This is a genomic window from Clostridium sp. AWRP (assembly GCF_004006395.2).
Classification (GTDB): Bacteria; Bacillota; Clostridia; order Clostridiales; family Clostridiaceae; genus Clostridium_B.
The window spans coordinates 692,703-713,708 of the sequence record NZ_CP029758.2; the positions used below are offsets into that span (position 1 = coordinate 692,703).

Here is a 21,006-nt window from a genome sequence, read left to right on the forward strand (position 1 = left end):
AATTCGAGGAGATGAATTAAATGAAAAAAAGTTCCTATGAATATAAATTAAATAATGTAGACAGTCCCAATTTTTATAAAAATATATTTCCCTATGATGAAATTCCAAAAATAAATTTTAATGGAGTACAAATACCTAAGGATTTACCTGAAAAAATATGTATTACGGACACTACATTTAGAGATGGTCAGCAGTCAATGCCTCCATATACTACAGAGCAGATAATTAGAATTTTTGATTACCTGCATGATTTGGATAATAATTCGGGGATAATAAAACAGACAGAATTTTTTTTATACACAGAGAAAGATAGAAAAGCTGCCCAGGTATGTATGGAAAGAGGATATGAATTCCCAGAGGTTACTTCATGGATAAGAGCTAATAAAGAAGATTTTAAGTTGGTAAAACAAATGGGAATTAAAGAAACAGGAATGCTTATGTCCTGTTCAGATTATCATATATTTAAAAAGTTGAGAAAGACTAGAAAAGAAACTATGGATATGTATTTAGGTATAGTTAAAGAAGCTTTAGATAATGGAATTCGTCCAAGATGTCATCTAGAAGATATAACTAGAGCTGATTTTTATGGATTTGTAGTTCCACTTGTAAATAAATTAATGGAATTATCGAAACAATCAGGCATTCCTATAAAGATAAGAGCCTGTGATACTCTTGGATTGGGAGTATCTTATAGTGGAGTGGAATTACCAAGAAGCGTACAGGCTATTATGTATGGACTTAGGAACAATTGTGGGGTTCCTTCAGAATGTATAGAATGGCATGGACATAATGATTTTTATGCAGTAGTGAATAATTCTACAACAGCCTGGTTATATGGTGCATCAGCTGTAAATACCTCATTTTTAGGAATTGGGGAGAGAACAGGAAATTGTCCATTAGAGGCTATGATATTTGAATATGCACAAATAAAAGGAAATACTAAAAATATGAAACTTGAAGTTATAACGGAATTATCAGAGTATTTTAAGAAAGAAATGAAATATTCAGTTCCACCTAGAACTCCTTTTGTGGGAAAAGAATTTAATGTAACTAGAGCTGGAATACATGCAGATGGAATATTAAAAGATGAAGAAATCTATAATATATTTGATACGGATAAAATTTTGGGAAGACCAGTTGTAGTAGCTGTAAATCAATATTCTGGTCACGCTGGAATTGCAGCCTGGATTAATACCTATTATAGATTAAAAGATGAAGAAAAAGTTGATAAATGGGATAATAGAATTGCTAAAATTAAAGAATGGGTGGATGAACAATATAAATCAGGAAGAACCAGTATAATAGGAAATGATGAATTAGAATTATTAGTTGATAAGATGCTGCCGGATATTTCACAAAAAAAAGAAGAAAGGGCTAGCTAGAGTAAGTATAAAATTTAGAATAATAGATAACAATGGAGGATAGAAAATGACGCATAAAGTTACTCTTATTAAAGGTGATGGTATAGGACCAGAAATCTGTGAAGCTGTAAAAAAAGTTATAGATAAGAGTGGGGCAGATATTGACTGGGAAATATTTGAGGCGGGAGCTTCAGTCTTGGATAAATATGGAACACCAATACCGGATAACATTATAGAAAGTATAAAGAAAAATAAAGTAGCACTTAAAGCACCAGTTACTACTCCTGTGGGAAAAGGATTTAAAAGTGTTAATGTAACTCTTAGAAAAAATTTAAATCTATATGCAAACATAAGACCTATAAAAACTTATGCTGGAGTAAAGTGCAGATATGATAATGTGGATCTTGTAATATTTAGAGAAAATACAGAAGATCTGTATTCAGGAATTGAACACATGATAAATGATGAAATAGCGGAAAGCGTTAAAATAATATCTAAAAAAGCAAGTGAGAGAATAGTAGAATCAGCTTTTCAGTATGCAATTAAAAATGGAAGAAAGAAAGTTACGGCAGTTCATAAGGCTAATATAATGAAACTTTCAGATGGACTTTTTTTAAGAACAGCTGAAAAAGTAGCAGAAAAATATAAAGGCATTGAATTTGAAAGTGTAATAGTAGATGCTATGAGTATGAAACTTGTCCTTAATCCAGAGAATTATGATGTACTTGTTATGCCTAATTTATATGGAGATATTTTATCAGATATGGCATCAGGCCTTATAGGTGGACTTGGACTAGTGCCAGGAGCCAATATAGGAGAAAATGCAGCAGTATTTGAAGCTGCCCATGGTTCGGCTCCGGATATCGCAGGACAGAATAAAGCAAATCCAACGGCTATAATACTTTCAGGAGTTATGATGCTTAACTATTTAGGGGAAACAGGAGCAGCAAATAAAATTGAGACAGCTGTAGAAACTGTACTTAGAGAAGGTAAATATTTAACAGAGGATTTAGGAGGAAATACAACTACAAGTGGATTTACTGAAGCTATTATAGAAAAAATTGAAAATTATAATTAAGTGTACTTAAATTATGAGTTGAAGGTTGACAATTGATAGTTGACAGTTAAGGTGGATTTTTTTCCGTTATACTACAAAAAATCATCCTTTACTATCAATTGTATATTCTCAACTTTCAACTATTTAAAAAGACATATAGGGCTGACATACTAATTAATTAGTAGTCAGCTTATTATTTATGAATTGAAACAATATAAAATATGGGAGAAAAATTAAATTAATTAATTAAGCTTTTGCAAGAGCCTGATCCAAATCGTATATAATATCATCAATATTTTCCACACCTATTGAAAGCCTTATAAGGTCTGGAGTAACTCCGGCAGCTTTTTGTTGTTTTTCATTCAACTCTGCATGAGTTGTACTTGCAGGGTGAATTACTAATGATTTTGCATCTGCTACATTTGCAAGTAAGGAGAACAATTTAACGCTGTTTATAAATTTCTTTCCTGCTTCAGATCCACCCTTTATTCCAAAGGTAAATATTGAACCTGCTCCTTTTGGAAGGTATTTCTTAGCTAATTCTTTGTATGGACTTCCATCAAGTTCAGGATAGTTTACCCATGCAACTTTTGGATGTTTACTTAAAAATTCAACTACTTTTCGTGTGTTTTCTACATGTCTTTCTACTCTAAGAGAAAGCGATTCAAGCCCAAGTAAGAAATAAAAAGCACTTTGTGGACTTAGTGTTGCCCCTGTGTTTCTTAAAAGTTGTACTCTGGCTTTTGTAGCAAAAGCTGTAGGTCCAAGATCTGCGTATACAAGTCCATTATAGCTTTCATCAGGTGTTATAAAGTCAGGAAATTTTCCGCTTGCTGCCCAGTCAAATTTTCCACCATCTACTATAATTCCGCCTAAAGTAGTTCCGTGTCCACCTATAAACTTAGTTGCAGAATGGACAACTACATCTGCACCATATTCTATGGGTCTTACCAGATATGGAGTTCCAAAAGTATTATCTATGATAAGAGGAATTTTGTTTTTATGAGCTATGTTTGCTACAGCTGCTATATCCAAAACATTTATTCTAGGGTTACCTATTGTTTCTGCATAAACTGCTTTAGTTTTATCTGTAATAGCCTTTCTGATATTTTCAGGATCATCAGGATCTACAAAAGTTACATCAATTCCTAACTTTTTTAAGGTTACGGAAAACAATTCATAAGTTCCACCGTAAAGTGTGCTAGCTGCAACTATATTATCTCCTGCACTTGCTACATTTAATACAGCATAAAGTATTGCTGCAAGTCCGGAAGATGTAGCAAGACCTGCACTGCCGCCTTCAAGTGCTGCTACCCTTTGTTCGAATACATCTTCTGTTGGGTTCATTATTCTGGCATAAACATTTCCCGGTTTTTTTAGCTGGAAAAAGTCTGCGGCTTCATCGGCATCTTTAAATACAAAGGATGTAGTTTGATAGATTGGAACTGCTCTTGCACCTGTAGTTGGGTCAGGCACCTGACCTGCATGTACTTGTAATGTTTCAAATCCTAATTTTCTTTCTTTACTCATTGTTTATTCCTCCTAATACTTTTTTAATATTTTGGACGAAACTTCTATAACCTGGCAGAATAAAAAAATCTTCTTGTAAGATAAGTTACAAGAAGATTCTATCTTCATGCTTCTCATCTTTCAGGTTAACACCTGCTGGAATTAGCACCGTTGAATGAAAATGATCATTCAGGTTGCTGGGCATCATAGGGCCAGTCCCTCTGCCGCTCTGGATAAGAAGTTCCGTATTCGATTGAGAAAATCATACCAGACATAGATAAGATTTGTCAATAGAAAAATATTTGGGAAATTTTATCTAATAGCTACCTACGCACTCTGTGAAAGCGACTATCATCAAATCAAAGATTTGATATGTCTGCTTGTCCCACTAAGTAAGATTCATTTATATTACGAATTATAATAAAATAATGATATAAATAGTATTGACAATTGATAGTTAAAGTATTAATATTAAAGCACTTTTATCACGAGAGGTGGAGGGACTGGCCCAGTGAAACCCAACAACCGGCACTAAAGTGCATCGGTGCTAATTCCTGCAGAATAAAATAAATTCTGAAAGATAAGGAAAGTTGATTTTGTCAAATTTAAAGTTGCTTTTCTGATTGAAGGGCAACTTTTTCAGTTAATAGTCAAAAATGAAAAATTAATAGTTAGTGAGCAAATAAATATTAATTTTGAATAATATTAATGTATATTTATACAATTATGAAATATTAAATAATTTGATGTATTGTAGAAAATTTGTTTAAAGTTTAAAATTTTATACAAGAAGTAATGAATTAAATAATTTGAACATGAAACTTGTATTTGAAAAAGGAGTGCAGCGAATGTTATTTAAAGATTTATTAAATAAGTTTAACAACAAATTTGTTTTTTTTGATGGAGCTATGGGAACCATGCTTCAAAGAGAAGGACTTAAAGTAGGTGAACTTCCAGAAACATTAAATATAACAAATTCAGAGATTATAAGAAAAGTACATAGGGAATATTTAAATGCAGGATCAGATATCATAATAACAAATACTTTTGGTGCCAATGAACTTAAGTATAGTTCTTCTGATTATACAATAAAAGATGTAATTACAGCTGGAGTAAAAATTGCAAAGGAAGAGGCAAAGGATAAATTAGTAGCACTTGACATAGGACCTACAGGACAGGTTATGGAGCCTACAGGGAGTTTAAGTTTTGAATCTGCATATGAATTATTTAAAAGTCAGGTTATTATAGGGGAAAAAGCGGGAGCAGATATAATTCTAATAGAAACTATGTCTGATTTGTACGAAGCAAAGGCAGCTATTCTTGCAGCAAAAGAAAATAGTTCTCTTCCAATATTTTGTACAATGACTTTCCAGCAGGATGGAAGAACTCTAATGGGAACAGATCCCAAGACTATGGTATTTGTACTTGAATCGTTGGGGGTGGATGCCCTTGGAGTGAATTGTTCCTTGGGACCAGGAGAATTGCAACATATTGTAGATGAAATCTTAAAGTATTCTTCTATACCCATTATAGTTCAGCCTAATGCAGGACTCCCAAAGTATGATGGCGAAAATACGATTTATGACATAACTTCAGATGAATTTGCAGAAAATGTAGTGGTTATGGCAAAAAAAGGAGTTAGGTTTTTTGGAGGATGCTGCGGAACAAGTCCTGAATTTATAAAAACTATGGTAAAAAGCTTGAAAAATATAGTACCTTTAGACATAAAAGAAAAAAATTATACCGCAGTGTGTTCAGCCAGGGATACTGTGTTCCTAGGTAATAGAATAAAGTTTATAGGAGAGAGAATTAATCCTACAGGTAGAGATATTTATAAGAAAGAGCTTAAGGAAGGAAAGGTAGGTTTTATACAGAAAGAAGCAGTACAGCAAAAAGAAGAAGGAGCACATATACTTGGGCTTAATGTAGGATTACCTGAGATTAATGAAGTTCAGGCTATGAAAGAAGCAGTAAAGGCAATACAAAAAGTAGTACAATTGCCTATAGATATAGATAGTCCAAATCCTAAAGTCTTGGAGGCTGGAGTTAGAGTTTATAACGGTAAACCTATAATAAATTCAGTAAATGGTAGAAAAAAGTGCATGGAAGAAGTATTTCCAATAGTAAAGAAGTATGGAGGCTGTGTTATAGCCTTAACTATAGATGAAAACGGGATACCTGATACTGCAGAGGGTAGGGTAAAGATTGCAGAGAAGATAATCAAAACTGCCGAAAACTATGGCATCAAGAGAAAGGACATAATAGTTGATTGTCTTACGTTAACTGCATCTGCCCAACAAAGGGAAGTTCTTGAGACAATAAAGGCCATAAAAATTTTAAAGGAACAATTCGGAGTAAAGACTACTCTTGGAGTAAGCAATATATCCTATGGGCTACCTAGAAGATGCATATTAAATAGAACTTTTCTTGCACTTGCCCTTCAGGCAGGACTTGACTTGCCAATAATAAATACAGGAGACCAAGGTGTGAAAGATACTATTTCAGCTTTTGAGGTCTTAACAAACATAGATAAAGATGGGAAGGAATACGTAAAAAAATATAGCAGTAAATCTGAAGGTGAAAAAGCAAAATGGGGAAGTGATATTCCTAATTTAGGTGAAAATGATAAAAATCTAAAACAGGCGATTATTGATGGAATGGAAGATGAGGCAGTAGAGTTAACTTGTAAGCTTTTGAAAAGTAAAAAGTCAGTAGATATAGTAAATTCTTATATAATTCCAGCGTTAGATGAGGTAGGCATACAATATGAGAACAAGGATATATTTTTGCCACAGTTAATACAGTCAGCTGAAACTGTAAAACAATCTTTTGAAATAATAAAAAAAGATATGCTTAGGAGTGGTGAAAATAAGGTATTTAGAGGTAAAATAGTACTTGCTACTGTTAAAGGAGATATACATGATATAGGGAAAAATATAGTTAAAGTGCTTTTGGAGAACTATGGTTTTGAAGTTATAGATTTGGGAAGAGATGTAGATATCAGCCAAGTAGTAGATGCTATAATAAAAAATAATGTAAAGCTAGTAGGACTCAGTGCACTTATGACAACCACCGTAAGTAATATGAAAAAGACTATAGATGCTATAAGAGATAAGGGACTTCAATGTAAAGTTGTAGTAGGTGGAGCAGTATTAAATCAAAATTATGCAGATATGATAGGTGCAGATTATTATGCTAAAGATGCTAGAGAAACTGTAAAAATAGCAGAAGAATTATTTTCAGTTTAGAATAAAAATAATTTTTATGGAATATTTAATGTGTTTAATATACAATAATATGTAAGAGAGACGATATCAAAATAGATTTTGGGAGATATAAAAATGGGTGAAAAGATTAATAAAAAAGATGTTAAGTATGTACCAGAGATAAGAGGAGTACTTAGAGGACATATGATAAATTTCCCTGGTGTAATAAGAGAGGCCAGCGGCATAATAGTTTTTGGAAAGAGAATAAAATCTTTTGCATTTACTACGGACATAGCAGTTATAAAAAATATAGATGCAGATGCAATTTTAGCAGTATATCCTTTTACACCCCAATCAGTTATAACAGAGTCATTAGTTACAGCTTCTGATGTACCCATATTTTGCGGTGTAGGTGGTGGACTTACTACAGGAAAAAGGGTTGTAAACTTAGCATTAAATGCTGAATTTACTGGAGCTATGGGGGTAGTGTTAAATAGTCCTACATCTGATGAAATTGTAAGAGCTGTTAGAGAGGCTATCGACATTCCTATTATAGTTACAGTAGTATCTGAAAGAGATGATATTCAAAAGAGAATTGAATCGGGAACTTCCATATTAAATGTATCTGCAGGTAAGAATAGTGCTTCCCTTGTGAGAAAAATAAGAGAAAAATATAAGGATGTTCCTATTATAGCTACAGGTGGAAGGACTAAGGAAAGTATAGAGGAAACTATAGAAGCAGGTGCAAATGCTATTTCCTATAGTCCTCCTTCTACGGCAGAATTGTTTAAGGGAACTATGGAAAAGTATAGAAATATGTAATAAACAGAGTTCTTGGCATCAGATGGAGTTTTGACTCCACCTGATGCTTATTAACAGGCTTCTTAGTGCATTTAGCACTTAGAAGGCGTTATCCTTTTTAGGAGAAATTGTTATTCAGGGGCTGATTCACTAGTTAACTAGTATGTCAGCCCCCTTATTTTTAATTAGCTTAACTTTTGCAGCTTAAAAATATATAAGAATACAATAAAATACTATGAAAAAGCAAAAAAGGTATTGAATAAATATAAAAATAAATGTATAATTATTTATATATTTAACCTAAGGAGTTAAAAATAATAATTATAGAAAAGGGGAAAAAAATGAAGAAGTTAAAAAAGACAATAATTGTAATGTTGACAATTGTTTTTGCAGCTGCTTTATTTGCAGGATGCGGGAGCAGTAACAGTAATAGTGGAGATGGACAAAAAGGACAGAATGCTTTAGAGAGGGTAAAAAAAGCAGGAGTTCTAAAAGTAGGACTTGAAGATTCTTTTCCACCAATGGAATTTAGAGATAACCAAAACGTACTTAAAGGTTTTGATATAGATATGGCAAATGCCATAGGCAAAAAGCTTGGAGTAAAGACTCAATTTGTAGGTACTGAATTTAATGGAATAATTTTAGCACTTAACTCTGGAAAATTTGATGTTATAATATCAGGACTTAGTATTGATGAAAAGAGAAAAAAGCAAATAGATTTTTCAGAACCTTATATACAAAATGCACAAATTATAGTTACTAAAAGCGGAAATGAAGCAATTAAGACTTCAAAAGATTTAGCTGGAAAGAAAGTAGGAGTAGGAATTGGTACAACTAGTGAAAAAGTTGTTCAAACGTTACAAGGCATAAAAGAAGTTAAAAAATATGATAAGACTACAGAAGAACTTCAGGATTTATTAATAGGAAGAATTGATGCCGTTATAGTAGATGAACCAGTTGGAAAATATTATATATCTAGCCCTGACAAGAAAGGAAAATATACAGTACTTAATGAAAAACTTACCAATGAGCCTATGGGAATAGGATTTAAAAAGGGAGATAAGGAACTTGAAACAGCAGTACAAAAAGCGTTAGATGAGTTAAAAAAGGATGGAACAATGTCTAAAATCTCAACTAAATGGTTTGGAGAAGATATATATAAATAGTATATGCAAAAAGAAAGTAGGTAAGGTAAGTGAATATAGAATTTATTAAAAATATATTACCTATTTTATTAAAGGGTAGTGTAATGACAATTGAACTTACAGTAATCACCTTGATATTAGGAACTATGCTTGGAGTGTTTTTGGCACTTTTGAAATTGTCTAAAAATATCGTATTAAAATTAGTATCAAGTTTTTATACATGGATATTTAGAGGAACGCCTTTACTTTTGCAGCTATTTTTCTTCTACTATGGATTACCTTTTATTGGAATAGAGCTTACTCCTTTTACTGCGGCTATATTAGGACTTGGACTAAACTGTGGTGCATATATGGCTGAGATAATAAGAGGTGGAATACAATCCATAAACAAAGGACAATTTGAAGCAGCAAAAGCTCTTGGATTTAGTTACGTAGAGACTATGAGAAAAATTATTTTACCACAAACCTGGAAGATAATAATACCACCAGTAGGAAATGAGTTTATATCCATATTAAAGGATACTTCATTAGTATCTACTATAGCTATGGTTGAACTTATGAGGTCAGCTCAGCAGATATATGCAAGCAGTTTTGATCCAATATCTGTATTTTTAACTGCAGCAATATTGTATCTTATAATGACAACTGTATTTACAACTGTGTTTGGAATATTCGAAAGAAGATTGGCAATTTACAGTTAGAAATTAGAGTAATTTAAGTGGAGGTTTGATTTATGGAAAATGCTATTTTAAATAATGGCGAAAATTTAGATAAAAATGAATATATGATAGAAGCATCTAATTTAACTAAGAGTTTTAATAATCTTTTAGTTTTTAAAGATTTAAATGTGAAAGTAAAGAGAGGTGAGGTTCTTGTAGTTATAGGAGCCTCAGGCTCAGGAAAAAGTACACTGTTAAGATGTCTAAATCATCTGGAGGAATTGGATAGTGGAACTATAGTTATAGAAGGGGATAAATTAAATCCTAAGGATAAAAAAATGCTTCGAAAAATAACTACAAAGATGGGAATGGTTTTTCAAAATTTTAATTTATTTCCACATATGACAGCTGTTCAAAATGTTATGGAAGCTCCACTAGTTGTAAAAAAAGAAAAAAAGTCAGAAGTTTTACAAAGAGCTAAACAACTTTTAAGCAAGGTGGGACTTGCAGATAAGATGGAATATTATCCATCTAAACTCTCAGGTGGACAGCAGCAGAGGGTTGCTATTGCCAGAGCTCTTGCAATGAATCCAGATATAATGTTATTTGATGAACCAACATCAGCCTTAGATCCTGAACTTGTGGGGGAAGTTTTGAATGTAATGAAGGATCTGGCTAAGGAAGGTATGACAATGGTAGTAGTAACTCACGAAATGGGGTTTGCTAGAGAAGTAGCTGATAGGGTTATATTTATGGATGGAGGAAAGATAGTTGAAGAGGGATCTCCAGAGGAAGTATTTTCACATCCGAAAGAAGATAGAACTAAGGAATTTTTAAATAAAGTTCTAAAATAAAAAGTCAGTATTTTAACTGTAGTTCTAATTACTTTTATTTGTTTAAGCTGTTTATTAAAATTTAAATATATATGGAGGGCGAATTCATGAAAGATAAAGTTGTGTTAGCATATTCAGGAGGATTAGATACATCAATTATTATTCCTTGGTTAAAGGAAAATTATGACTTAGAGGTTATTGCAGCTTGTATAGATGTAGGACAAGATGATGATATGAAAGAAGTAGAAAATAAAGCCATTAAAACAGGGGCCTCTAAAGTATATATTGAAGATTTGAAAGAAGAATTTGTAAAAGACTATTTATTTAAGGCAGTAAAGGCCAATATATTGTATGAGGATGCGTATTTTTTAGGTACATCTCTTGCAAGACCACTTATGGCCAAGAGATTAGTTGAAATAGCTCATGCAGAAGGAGCAAAATATATAGCTCACGGATGTACAGGAAAGGGAAATGATCAGGTACGTTTTGAGGTTGGAGTAGCAAGTTTTGATCCTACGATAAAGATAATAGCACCTTGGAGAATATGGGACATAAAGTCCAGAGAAGATGCTATAGATTATGCAAATTCAAAGGGAGTAGATGTTCCTGTAACTAAGGAAAAAATATATTCAAATGATAAAAACATCTGGCATGTAAGTCATGAAGGTGGGGATTTGGAAGATCCAAGAAATGAGCATAAAACAAGTATGTACTTTATGACTACTACACCGGAAAAAGCAAAAGATGAAGACACATATGTGGAGCTTTATTTTGAAAAAGGGGAACCTAAAAAGCTAAATGGAAAAGAATTAAGCCCTTTAGATATGATGGAACAGCTAAACAAACTAGGTGGAGAAAATGGAATTGGAATAGTTGATATGGTAGAGAACAGATTGGTTGGCATGAAATCAAGAGGTGTATATGAAACTCCTGGTGGAGCAATATTATATGCTGCACATACTGCCCTTGAAAGATTAACTATAGATAAGGATACTTTTCACTATAAACAATTAGTATCTCAAAGATATGGTGAACTTGTATATGATGGACTTTGGTTTGGAAGTCTTAGAGAGGCATTGGATGCTTTTGTTGAGTCTACTCAGGAAAATGTAACAGGAACAGTAAAATTAAAGTTATACAAAGGAAATATAATGCCAGCAAGTATAGATGCCCTACATCCTCTATTTAATGAAAGTATATCTTCGTTTGGTGCAAGTGATTTATATGATCATAAAGATGCAGATGGATTTATTAAAATTTTCAGCTTACCTTCTAAAATAAGAGCTGCGGTAAGAAGGGAAAATTAGTATGAAACTCTGGGGAGGAAGATTTAAAAAATCTGAAAGCAAGCTTATGGAGGATTTTAATAGTTCTCTTAGCTTTGATAAACTTCTTTATAGTGAGGATATAGAGGGAAGTATGGCTCATGTAAAAATGCTTTCCAAATGCAATATACTGTCTAAAGAAGAAGGAGAATCCATATTAAAAGGACTGCAATCTATTTTAAGTGACATTGAAGATGGAAAACTTAAAATAGAAGGAGATTATGAGGATATACACACTTTTGTAGAGGTAAATTTAATAGAGAGAGTAGGGCAGGTAGGAAAGAAACTTCATACTGCTAGAAGTAGAAATGACCAAGTAGCAGTGGATTTTAGATTATACTGTAAAAAAAGTGCATTAGAAGTTATAAATAATATAGAGAAACTTCAAGATGTAATCAAAAATCTTGGAGAAAGTAACAATATAATGATGCCTGGGTATACTCACCTTCAAAGGGCACAAGTTGTAACTTTTAAGCATCACATAATGGCGTATTATAATATGTTAAAAAGAGATAAAGCAAGAATATCAAATGCAGTTGAAATTATGGATGAAAATCCACTTGGATGCTGTGCTCTTGCTGGAACAACTTATAATATAGATAGAAGTTTTACTGCAAAAGAATTGGGCTTTAAAAAGCCTGTAGACAACTTTTTAGACGGTGTAAGTGATAGGGATTATGTCCTTGAGTTATTGGCGAGTTTTTCTATAATAATGATGCATTTAAGCCGTTTAAGTGAAGAACTTATATTATGGAGCAGTAAAGAATTTGATTTTGTACAGATAGATGATGAATTTTCCACAGGAAGCAGCATAATGCCTCAAAAAAAGAATCCCGATGCTGCAGAACTCATAAGAGGCAAAACAGGGAGAGTATACGGTTCGCTCATGTCACTGCTTACCACGATGAAAGGCATTCCTCTTGCCTACAATAAGGATATGCAGGAAGATAAAGAACAGTTTTTTAACTCCTTAGATACTGTATTAAGCTGTCTTAAAGTTATGAGTGGTATGCTCTCCACATTAAAAATCAAAAAAGACAATACATTTAAAGCTGTTAAAAGAGGATTTTTAAATGCTACAGAAGCAGCTGATTACTTGGTTAATAAAGGAATGGCTTTTAGAGATGCCCACAAAGTAATTGGTGAAATTGTATTGTATTGTGAAGAAAGAGATAAGGCTATAGAAGATGTTTCTGTAGATGAATTGAAAAAGTTTAGCTCTCTTTTTTCAGATGATGTATATGAGTTTATAAACTATGAAAATACATTAAATAGAGGAATTAAGAAAAATCTCAGATAATATGTAAAATTAATGCGTAAGTAGAAGAACTTTATAATTGTTTTCTACTTACGCTTATAATTATTTGACTTCTTTTGTATCTCCAGTGCTTCTTTCATTTCCGAAAAACGAAAGTGCATACAACCCTCCTAGTCCTACAAGAGCGTATATTACTCTAGTAGCTATGGACATTGTTCCAAATAGTGATGCTACAAGGTCAAATCTAAAAAAACCAATTAGTCCCCAATTTAACGCACCTATTACAACTAATGCTAGTGCAATTATATCTAATGTTCTCATAATTACATCTCCTTTTTATTTTTATACAAAAATATTATTTGCATATTTTATAAAATTTATGAGTTTAAATAAAAAGAAAATGAAAAAAGAAGGTAAATAACAAGCTATTCACCTAAAACATCGATATCAATGCTTCTATCTACAGGTTGAAATAGAGATATTATTGTATCAGTTCTTTGAACTCCATCTACGGATTGAATTTTATTCATAAGTAGATTTTGTAAGTCAGTGATATTTTTACATAGAACCTTTACAAATATAGAATAATCTCCTGTTGTATAATGGATTTCCACGATTTCTTTTATTTGTTTTAATTCATCTAGCGAATTATTAAAAGACTTAGCTTTATCCAAATAAATGCCTATAAAGCCACATACGTCAAATCCAATTTTTGAATTGTCGATTATAAGCTTAGTACCTTTTATTATGTCCATGTCCTCCATTTTTTTAACTCTAACATGTATAGTTCCACCGCTTACATGGCATTGTCTAGCTATTTCTAGAAAAGGAGTCCTTGAATCCTTCAAAAGAATTTCAAGAATTTGAAGGTCTAAGTCATCTAAACCATTAATTTTTAAGCTCAATTTATATTCCTCCTTTTAAAGTTATCCGTATTTTTTATGAAAACTTTAAATTAGTATGTGTACAATAACATTATAACAGAAATTTTGATAAATTAATAATTGTAAACCTTATCATTGATAAATAATTTATGAATTTCTAATTTCAGGTATAATGAAATGATAAATTTATAAAAAAATATAATATTAATTAATGATATTGCAAAATATATGAAAAAGTATTATTATATTGGTAATGAAACTAGAGAAAAAATATTCATTGAGAGTTTATATAAATTGTTTAGGGAGGCCACATATATGAAAACGTATGTATTAAAAGATGAAAAGGAATTAAAACTTTTGGATGAAACTATGGAAAAGGTTAGAAGAGAAAAATTACCTGCTATACTTGGTATACAACAAGCTATGTTGATGGCAGTAGATGATTATATGTATAAAAATGGAGTAGTTAGACTTTTACCTAACATGCTGGCACCTATAACAGATCCACTTTGTCACAGCGTAGAAGAGTGTGCAATTACTTATCAAGGACAAGAATTTAACTTAACAAAGTCTATGATATTTCATAAACAAATAACTCTTTCAAATCCAAACTTACAAAAAATTTATATTGTATCTCCGAATGTAAGATTGGAGCTGCCAGAAAGAGGGGATAAAAGACATTTATTTGAGTTTACTCAGGTTGATTTTGAATTTAAAGATGGTACAATGAATACGGTATTTGAATTTATGGAAGGTCTCATAAAATACGTGTTTGACTATATAAAAGAAGAATGTAAGGACAAGTTTGAAAAATTAGGAATAGGAACATCTCACTTAGATATAACAGGTCCTTTTGAGAGACATACAACTCAAGAGTTAAAAGCCAAATATGGAGATGATTTTGAGGCTATAGCTTCACAAAAAGCAACACAACCATTTTGGTTAATAAATCATAAGAGAGAATTCTACGATGCTGAGGATTTGGATAACATGGGTACTTATAAAAACTATGATTTAATATGGCCTATGGGGTATGTAGAAGGATTAAGTGGAGGAGAAAGAGAATATAAATATGATAGAATAATTACAAGAATGAGAGAAGCTAAAACGGATGAGAGTTTACTTAGAAACTACATTGAGCTTGCAAAAAGAGGAGAACTCCCTAAAACAGCTGGAGCTGGTTTCGGAGTTGAAAGAATGACTAGATTTGTATGTCAACAAAAAGAAATTGATGATGTGACCGTATTTAGCAGAAAACCAGGAAAAGAAAAATATATATTCTAAAAAAGAGGCTGTCTAAAATGGACAGCCTCTTTAGCTATTTGCTTAAAATTTTACTGTCACTTAGGATTTCAGACAAATAAATAGAAAAGGTATTGATATAAGTTAGAAAGTATATAATAATATATATAGACAGACTAAGGGGGGAGAGCAAATGCCTTTATGGTTACAAGTACTATTACAGGTAGCATTTATTGCAATAATATTTTTATTTGTATATAATCAATTAAAAATACGTATTTTATACAAGTTTCATCCAAACAGATGGATAATTCTTTTATTGTCTATAGCAGCTTTTTTCTTGCCTACAATAATAGCAGCCTATTTTAGATATAATTTAAATGGGAGTGTATGGCAATACATATCTTCTGCTGTATTTTTAGTCTTATTTTTATGGTTTGTGGATTTAAGAAGTGGTGCCATATATAATGTAAAAGGTTCACAAAAAGAAAACAACATAAAGATAAAGCCTAAGGCTAAACCAAATAGAGCAAAACATAATAAAAACAAAAAGTAAGTTTTTTATACAAATTAAAAGTCTACTTATAGGTAGGCTTTTAATTTGTATAAAAAAAATCCACATGGGGGAGCATGTGGATAAATAGGGGATATCTATTAACCTTTTAATACATATTCATAATATCATAGATTTTTACATAAATCAATATTTTTTATTTATAAACGCTATTTTTTGACACTAATTGCGAAACAATACACATGAATTAAGAAATGTATATTTTACTTAAATATATTATCGGAAGTAGTAGAATTATAATAAAAACGTTGACAAAACACAAATAACTGATATATAATAAAAATACAAGGTATACATATGCTAACATGTATATACAAGTTATTGCCTTATTAAAAAATATATAGTTTATATCTGTAATTTTTTTAGTAAATAAATTACAGTTTATATTTACCAGATTATTATTTAGTTTTAAACTTCCATTTCTGAGACCCCCATCTCTAGATAATAAAGTGATTACTTGAGCTATCACTTGGGAAGAAGAGGCAAATATGCATCTGGATCATAGAGTTCTAAGTGTACTTGAAATTAAATTTTATGTATGCTCAGGACTCTGTTTATTCTTAGTAAGTAATTACAAACTCTTCTACGCTGTGACAAAAGTGACTTAATTTCTCAAAGCTTATAATATTGACAATGACGTTTTATAATTCTAATATTATAATTATGTTAAAATTGTTTTATATGTATTAGATGAAATTTAATAAGGAGTAGTAAATAATGAAAAACTCTATATATTGTAAAATAGCCGATGATATACGTGATAGAATTATTAGTGGTGAACTTAAAACAGGGGATGATTTGCCTTCTGAAACAGCTTTATGTAGTGAATATAGTACAAGCAGGATGACGGTTAGAAAGGGGCTTGCCATTTTATCTAATGATGGATACATATATTCTATACCAGGAAAAGGATATTTTGTCCAAAAGCCTAATTATAACAAATATACTATTTTTTATAGTGAGAGAAACAATTTGATAAATGATGTGGATCGCATAAAACTTCTATCTGTAGATGTTGTTTTGCCTGATGATAAACTTGCAACTAATCTTCGTATAAGTAAAAATAGAAAGATAATAAGAATTAGAAGATTGTTTTATACACAAGGGGATGCCATGGCTTATGATTTAAAATACCTAATATACCAAAGGGGAGTTCCAATTATAGAAAATGAGATTGAAAATGCTACTTTCCCAGAAATGATGTCAAATAGGGCTTCTCTTTATAGTTTAAACAAGGAAATTGTAATGTATGCTAAAATGCCGGGAGAAGAGATTAAGGAACTTTTAAAAATGTATGATGAGGTTGCGTTATTTGTTGTAGAGCAAAAATTAAATGATGTTAAAGATAAGCCAATTGGATTTGGAATAACTTACTTTAGAGGAGATTATATTAAATTACACGGGGTTAGTCAATAAAAGTAAGGTTTAATTATCACAGAATTTTCAAAATGAAATAAATATTAGAAAAAGAGGCTGGTGTACTAACTAATTAGTATATCAGCCCCTTTAACATGTATACATATTTTTAAACAGTCGACAATTGATAGAGGAAAATTGAAACTTATAAAAATGTGCTAAATAAACTAAATTCAGGGTTATAGGGCTAAAATAAATTCAGTTGAACAATTACAAATTTTGTTATACAATTTAAGAGTAAACGTTTTGAAATGCCAATTTATTGTGTAATTAGTGAATATGGAGGTATGTAAATGGAAGGATTATATAAAGAGATGGTAAAGCTTTTACAGAAAGAAGAAAGTTTTGTAGTAGCGACTATATTCGACAAAACGGGTTCAGCACCGCGTACTGCTGGTGCAAAGATGGTAGTTAGAAATGACGGTTCAATTATTGGAACCATAGGAGGAGGGCGTTTAGAAGCTGATGCCATAGATCTTGCTAAAAAGTCACTGTCTTTAAAACAAACTGTAATGCAGTCTTTTGATTTGACTAACAATGATGCAGCTTCTATGGATATGATTTGTGGTGGTAAAGGCGAGGTTTTAATAGACTTTATAGATGCTCAGAATGAAAATAATCGAATGATTTATGAAACAGTAGTAAAAATTCAGGAAAAGAGGGAAAAAGCATGGTTTATTACAGTGCTGGATAATGTCTCTGGTACCTCTAATTTGAGATGCCAACAATGCATAGTAAAACCAGATAAAACTCTTATTGGTAAAATTGATTGTGATCCAAATATCTTGGATAAACTGATAGCTGGACCAGCGAAAATATCCATACATGCTGAAGTAATAGATAATCAGCGCTTTTTGGTAGAACCTTTACGTCCTGAAGGAACAGTTTATATTTTTGGGGCAGGGCATGTATCTCAAAGAATAGCACCTTTAAGTGAAACAGTTGGTTTTAGAACGGTAGTATTAGATGATCGTGAAGAGTATGCTAATCGAAGAAGATTTTTAGAGCCTACAGAACTTATGACCATTGATTCGTTTAACAAATTACCGAATTTACATATTGATGAAGATAGTTATTTAGTTATTGTGACTAGAGGACATCTTTATGATAAAGTTGTTTTAGAACAGGTACTTCGCAGCAATGCTAAGTATATTGGCATGATAGGAAGTAAGAGTAAACGAGATAAGATTTTTACTCAATTACTTAATCAGGGATATACAAAAGAAGAAATTAGAAGTGTTTACTCACCAATAGGTACAAGCATAGGAGCAGAAACACCAGAAGAAATTGCAGTAAGTATTGTAGGAGAGCTGATTAAAGTAAGATCAGAAGGTGAAAAGATAAATTCTAAGAAAAAGGGTAATAATTCTAATATCTGTTGTAATTAATTATGAGCATGTCAAGAATACCTTTAAAAAAGAATATTTTTGACATGCTGTTTTTTTAGTTAGTGATAAACTATAAAATTATTTAATTGTTGACGGATTTAGGTCTATTTCAAAAGGACCAACCGAAGAAAAAGTATATTGAAGGTGATTTAATTTTAACTTATCTCCTATTCCAGTTTTTATTTGATAAAAAACTTTAATATTATCATTATTTTGGCTAGTGTTACTTTCACCATCTCCGTCAGTAACGCTTTCAAATAAAATATTTGAAGTTTGTAATTTTGAATTGCTGTCATTTATATAATTGTAAATTAACTCTATACTGTCATTTGATAAGCGGTTTATACTAATAATTTTGAATCTAAATCCCTTATAGTTAACTATTTTGTTTAAAATGTTTTTACCTGATTTGGGAACATTTAATTCTAAGTTAAAATCAGAAGTTTCATCGTTATAATTATTGAGATCATTATTAATAGAATTGAAATCAATACTATCAGTATGATAAACTACATTTGAAACAGTTAACTTTAATTTTTTGCCAGTGAGTTTGCTTAAATCAAATAAAGATTCATTTCCTTTATCTAAATAATTAATATTGTTATGGCCATATACTGCATTATTATATTCATCAGAAATTATAATATGGGAATTTTGTATAGAATTATTATTTATTAATTTTGTACTAATTGGTTCTTTGCAACCCCATTCTTTGCCTTCTTGGAATGTTCCATAATTAAGTGTATCTATTTTTTTCGATTTAAAATCTGGTAAGGTATCTGTAAAATAATAATCTACTTTTAAAATATTCCCCTCTCTTTTTAATGAAGTCACGTTTAGTGTAGTTATTCCATTAGTTGCAGTATATAAAACTTTTGATTCAGCAGCTTCTTTAAAATCAGAATTTTTTAGTTTAAAAGTTGCTTTAGTAAACTTTTTATCATTATCTACAATACTTAAAGTATAGCTATTAGCTTTTTTTATATTACCATTGTATTCTGCCCGGTATGAGCCTATGTGATTATCCGGCATCATAGCAAGATTGTCACTCCTATGAAGTTCATAAGAATTACCATGATTGTCTGTAATAGTGTAATAAGATCGTTTAAGCTCTTCAGGTTCAATAGTTAAAGTAACTATAATTTTATTATTGTCTATATACATATTAGCTAAAGTTATATTACCTTGTTTAATACTGTTTTTAAGAATTTTTGGTTTATCTGAAGAAACTTTTACTTCTCCAATACCAGATATAACAGTGAGTTTTTCTATCATATTAGCTAAAACATTCCTTTGTGATATGAGTATAGGAATAGTTATCAGAAGGATGATTGCTGCTGCAATAAAATTTTTTTTACCTTTAGGTTTCTTAGGTTTTACTTTACTAATAATATTTTTACAGATTTTTTTCTTTTCAAATTCATTGAGGTCATCACTGCTAAATTCATTTCCATTTATATTAACATCATTTAAAAGTTTTAAAACATCATCTTCATTCAAATTTAAATTCATTTTGATACCTCCACTTCACCTGAAATATGTAATTTTCTTATAATCGAGTTTTTAGTGCGCCATAATCTATTGTAGATAGCCCCTTTTGATAAATTAAAATTTTTACACAAGGTTTCCATATCTTGATCCAAAAGGTATTTTCGTATAAACAGTTCTCTGTCCAGCTTATGTTCATATTGCAAAAGCTTTATTAATTCTTCTTTCTTTTCCCTCAATATATATTCATTTTCAATATCAGTATTAGAGATTAACATTTGTTCTTCTATCTGAAGGTTGTCCTGTTTAACTAAGCTTCTTTTATAATCTATAGCCTTATATTTACTTACAGCTAAAAGCCAATTCTTAAATGAAGATTTTTCAGGATTATATAAGTGACTTTTATTCCATATTAAAAGATATACATCATTAATACATTCTTTTGCATTTTCATAATTATCGTTTCCAAGTACATTTAGTACAACTTTAAAAACTAAATTACAGTAAATATTAATTATGTATTCTAAGGCTGCAGGATTTTTTCCCTTAAGTTCTAATAAAAAGTTTTTATCGTTAATTTTCATTTTTAACTCCTTTCGTCTTATCTTATCACTAATTAATACGAATAATATAGTTAGTATTTCACAGAATTTATTTTGACATTTTAGCTAAAATGAGAATTCCTACTAATTTGTCGAATTCATGTTATCATAAGTGATTTGTTAAGTAAGTAGACAAGTTGTGAAAAATATAATATACTTTATATTGAGAAAAAGGGAAAAATAATAAATAATCTACTATATAAAGTTAAAAAATACACAAAGTTATGTTTACAACATAAATAAGAATTACATTTTTCT

Annotated in this window: 18 protein-coding genes and 2 riboswitches; of the genes, 13 read left to right on the forward strand and 5 right to left on the reverse strand. The window is 30.9% G+C overall.

The genetic code is table 11. The features are described 5' to 3' along the window. Positions 1 to 20: 20 nt before the first annotated feature. Positions 21 to 1,382: a 2-isopropylmalate synthase gene (locus DMR38_RS03150; RefSeq protein ID WP_127719951.1), complete on the forward strand. Its 1,362-nt coding sequence runs from the start codon at positions 21 to 23 to the stop codon at positions 1,380 to 1,382. 46 nt (positions 1,383 to 1,428) lie between these two features. Next, positions 1,429 to 2,439: an isocitrate dehydrogenase (NAD(+)) gene (locus DMR38_RS03155; RefSeq protein ID WP_127719952.1), complete on the forward strand. Its 1,011-nt coding sequence runs from the start codon at positions 1,429 to 1,431 to the stop codon at positions 2,437 to 2,439. A gap of 225 nt (positions 2,440 to 2,664) precedes the next feature. Here DMR38_RS03155 and DMR38_RS03160 read toward each other — a convergent pair whose 3' ends face one another. Then, positions 2,665 to 3,948 carry an O-acetylhomoserine aminocarboxypropyltransferase/cysteine synthase family protein gene (locus DMR38_RS03160; protein WP_127719953.1) on the reverse strand — a complete coding sequence of 428 codons (1,284 nt, stop codon included), beginning with the start codon at positions 3,946 to 3,948 and terminating at the stop codon, positions 2,665 to 2,667. A gap of 110 nt (positions 3,949 to 4,058) precedes the next feature. After that, positions 4,059 to 4,167, reverse strand: a riboswitch (SAM riboswitch). A gap of 239 nt (positions 4,168 to 4,406) precedes the next feature. Beyond that, a riboswitch (SAM riboswitch) is annotated at positions 4,407 to 4,514 on the forward strand. 261 nt (positions 4,515 to 4,775) lie between these two features. Here DMR38_RS03160 and DMR38_RS03165 point away from each other — a divergent pair. The 7 genes from DMR38_RS03165 to argH all read left to right on the forward strand — a co-directional run bounded on the left by DMR38_RS03165 (position 4,776) and on the right by argH (position 13,196). Further along, on the forward strand, positions 4,776 to 7,175 hold the full coding sequence (locus DMR38_RS03165; protein ID WP_127719954.1) for a homocysteine S-methyltransferase family protein: 2,400 nt from the start codon (positions 4,776 to 4,778) through the stop codon (positions 7,173 to 7,175). 93 nt (positions 7,176 to 7,268) lie between these two features. Then, the gene (locus DMR38_RS03170) at positions 7,269 to 7,955 is read left to right on the forward strand and encodes a hydrolase (RefSeq protein WP_127719955.1); all 687 of its coding nucleotides are present in this window, start codon (positions 7,269 to 7,271) and stop codon (positions 7,953 to 7,955) included. 320 nt (positions 7,956 to 8,275) lie between these two features. Continuing rightward, positions 8,276 to 9,100: an ABC transporter substrate-binding protein gene (locus tag DMR38_RS03175; protein ID WP_127719956.1), complete on the forward strand. Its 825-nt coding sequence runs from the start codon at positions 8,276 to 8,278 to the stop codon at positions 9,098 to 9,100. 29 nt (positions 9,101 to 9,129) lie between these two features. Continuing rightward, the gene (ehuC, locus tag DMR38_RS03180; protein ID WP_023162835.1) at positions 9,130 to 9,780 is read left to right on the forward strand and encodes an ectoine/hydroxyectoine ABC transporter permease subunit EhuC; all 651 of its coding nucleotides are present in this window, start codon (positions 9,130 to 9,132) and stop codon (positions 9,778 to 9,780) included. A 32-nt stretch (positions 9,781 to 9,812) separates the two neighbouring features. Next, complete coding sequence (locus DMR38_RS03185; RefSeq protein WP_127719957.1) at positions 9,813 to 10,592, forward strand: amino acid ABC transporter ATP-binding protein; 780 nt, start codon at positions 9,813 to 9,815, stop codon at positions 10,590 to 10,592. 86 nt (positions 10,593 to 10,678) lie between these two features. Then, complete coding sequence (locus DMR38_RS03190) at positions 10,679 to 11,878, forward strand: argininosuccinate synthase (RefSeq protein WP_127719958.1); 1,200 nt, start codon at positions 10,679 to 10,681, stop codon at positions 11,876 to 11,878. A 1-nt stretch (position 11,879) separates the two neighbouring features. Continuing rightward, complete coding sequence (argH, locus tag DMR38_RS03195; RefSeq protein WP_127719959.1) at positions 11,880 to 13,196, forward strand: argininosuccinate lyase; 1,317 nt, start codon at positions 11,880 to 11,882, stop codon at positions 13,194 to 13,196. 60 nt (positions 13,197 to 13,256) lie between these two features. Here the strand turns inward: argH and DMR38_RS03200 are convergent, their stop codons facing one another. Together DMR38_RS03200 and DMR38_RS03205 are read right to left on the reverse strand one after the other, a co-directional pair. Beyond that, positions 13,257 to 13,475 carry a DUF378 domain-containing protein gene (locus tag DMR38_RS03200; protein ID WP_127719960.1) on the reverse strand — a complete coding sequence of 73 codons (219 nt, stop codon included), beginning with the start codon at positions 13,473 to 13,475 and terminating at the stop codon, positions 13,257 to 13,259. Positions 13,476 to 13,579: 104 nt separating this feature from the next. Beyond that, entirely contained in the window at positions 13,580 to 14,059 is a 480-nt protein-coding gene (locus tag DMR38_RS03205) for an Lrp/AsnC ligand binding domain-containing protein (protein WP_065078156.1), read from the reverse strand. 294 nt (positions 14,060 to 14,353) lie between these two features. On the opposite strand from DMR38_RS03205, the gene DMR38_RS03210 reads away from it, so the two are divergent. From DMR38_RS03210 to DMR38_RS03225, 4 genes are all read left to right on the forward strand, one after another. Then, a complete protein-coding gene (locus DMR38_RS03210; RefSeq protein ID WP_127719961.1) occupies positions 14,354 to 15,322 on the forward strand; it encodes an asparagine synthetase A in 969 nt (322 codons plus the stop codon). Positions 15,323 to 15,473: 151 nt separating this feature from the next. Then, positions 15,474 to 15,836, forward strand: coding sequence for a hypothetical protein (locus tag DMR38_RS03215; protein WP_127719962.1), 363 nt, complete (start codon positions 15,474 to 15,476; stop codon positions 15,834 to 15,836). Positions 15,837 to 16,571: 735 nt separating this feature from the next. Beyond that, positions 16,572 to 17,270: a GntR family transcriptional regulator gene (locus DMR38_RS03220; RefSeq protein WP_127719963.1), complete on the forward strand. Its 699-nt coding sequence runs from the start codon at positions 16,572 to 16,574 to the stop codon at positions 17,268 to 17,270. Between the two features lie 293 nt (positions 17,271 to 17,563). Continuing rightward, entirely contained in the window at positions 17,564 to 18,658 is a 1,095-nt protein-coding gene (locus tag DMR38_RS03225) for an XdhC family aldehyde oxidoreductase maturation factor (protein ID WP_127719964.1), read from the forward strand. Between the two features lie 78 nt (positions 18,659 to 18,736). Here the strand turns inward: DMR38_RS03225 and DMR38_RS03230 are convergent, their stop codons facing one another. Further along, entirely contained in the window at positions 18,737 to 20,170 is a 1,434-nt protein-coding gene (locus tag DMR38_RS03230; protein WP_127719965.1) for a hypothetical protein, read from the reverse strand. Continuing rightward, complete coding sequence (locus tag DMR38_RS03235) at positions 20,167 to 20,730, reverse strand: sigma-70 family RNA polymerase sigma factor (RefSeq protein WP_127719966.1); 564 nt, start codon at positions 20,728 to 20,730, stop codon at positions 20,167 to 20,169. Before DMR38_RS03235 ends, DMR38_RS03230 begins: the two co-directional genes overlap by 4 nt. Positions 20,731 to 21,006: the final 276 nt, after the last annotated feature.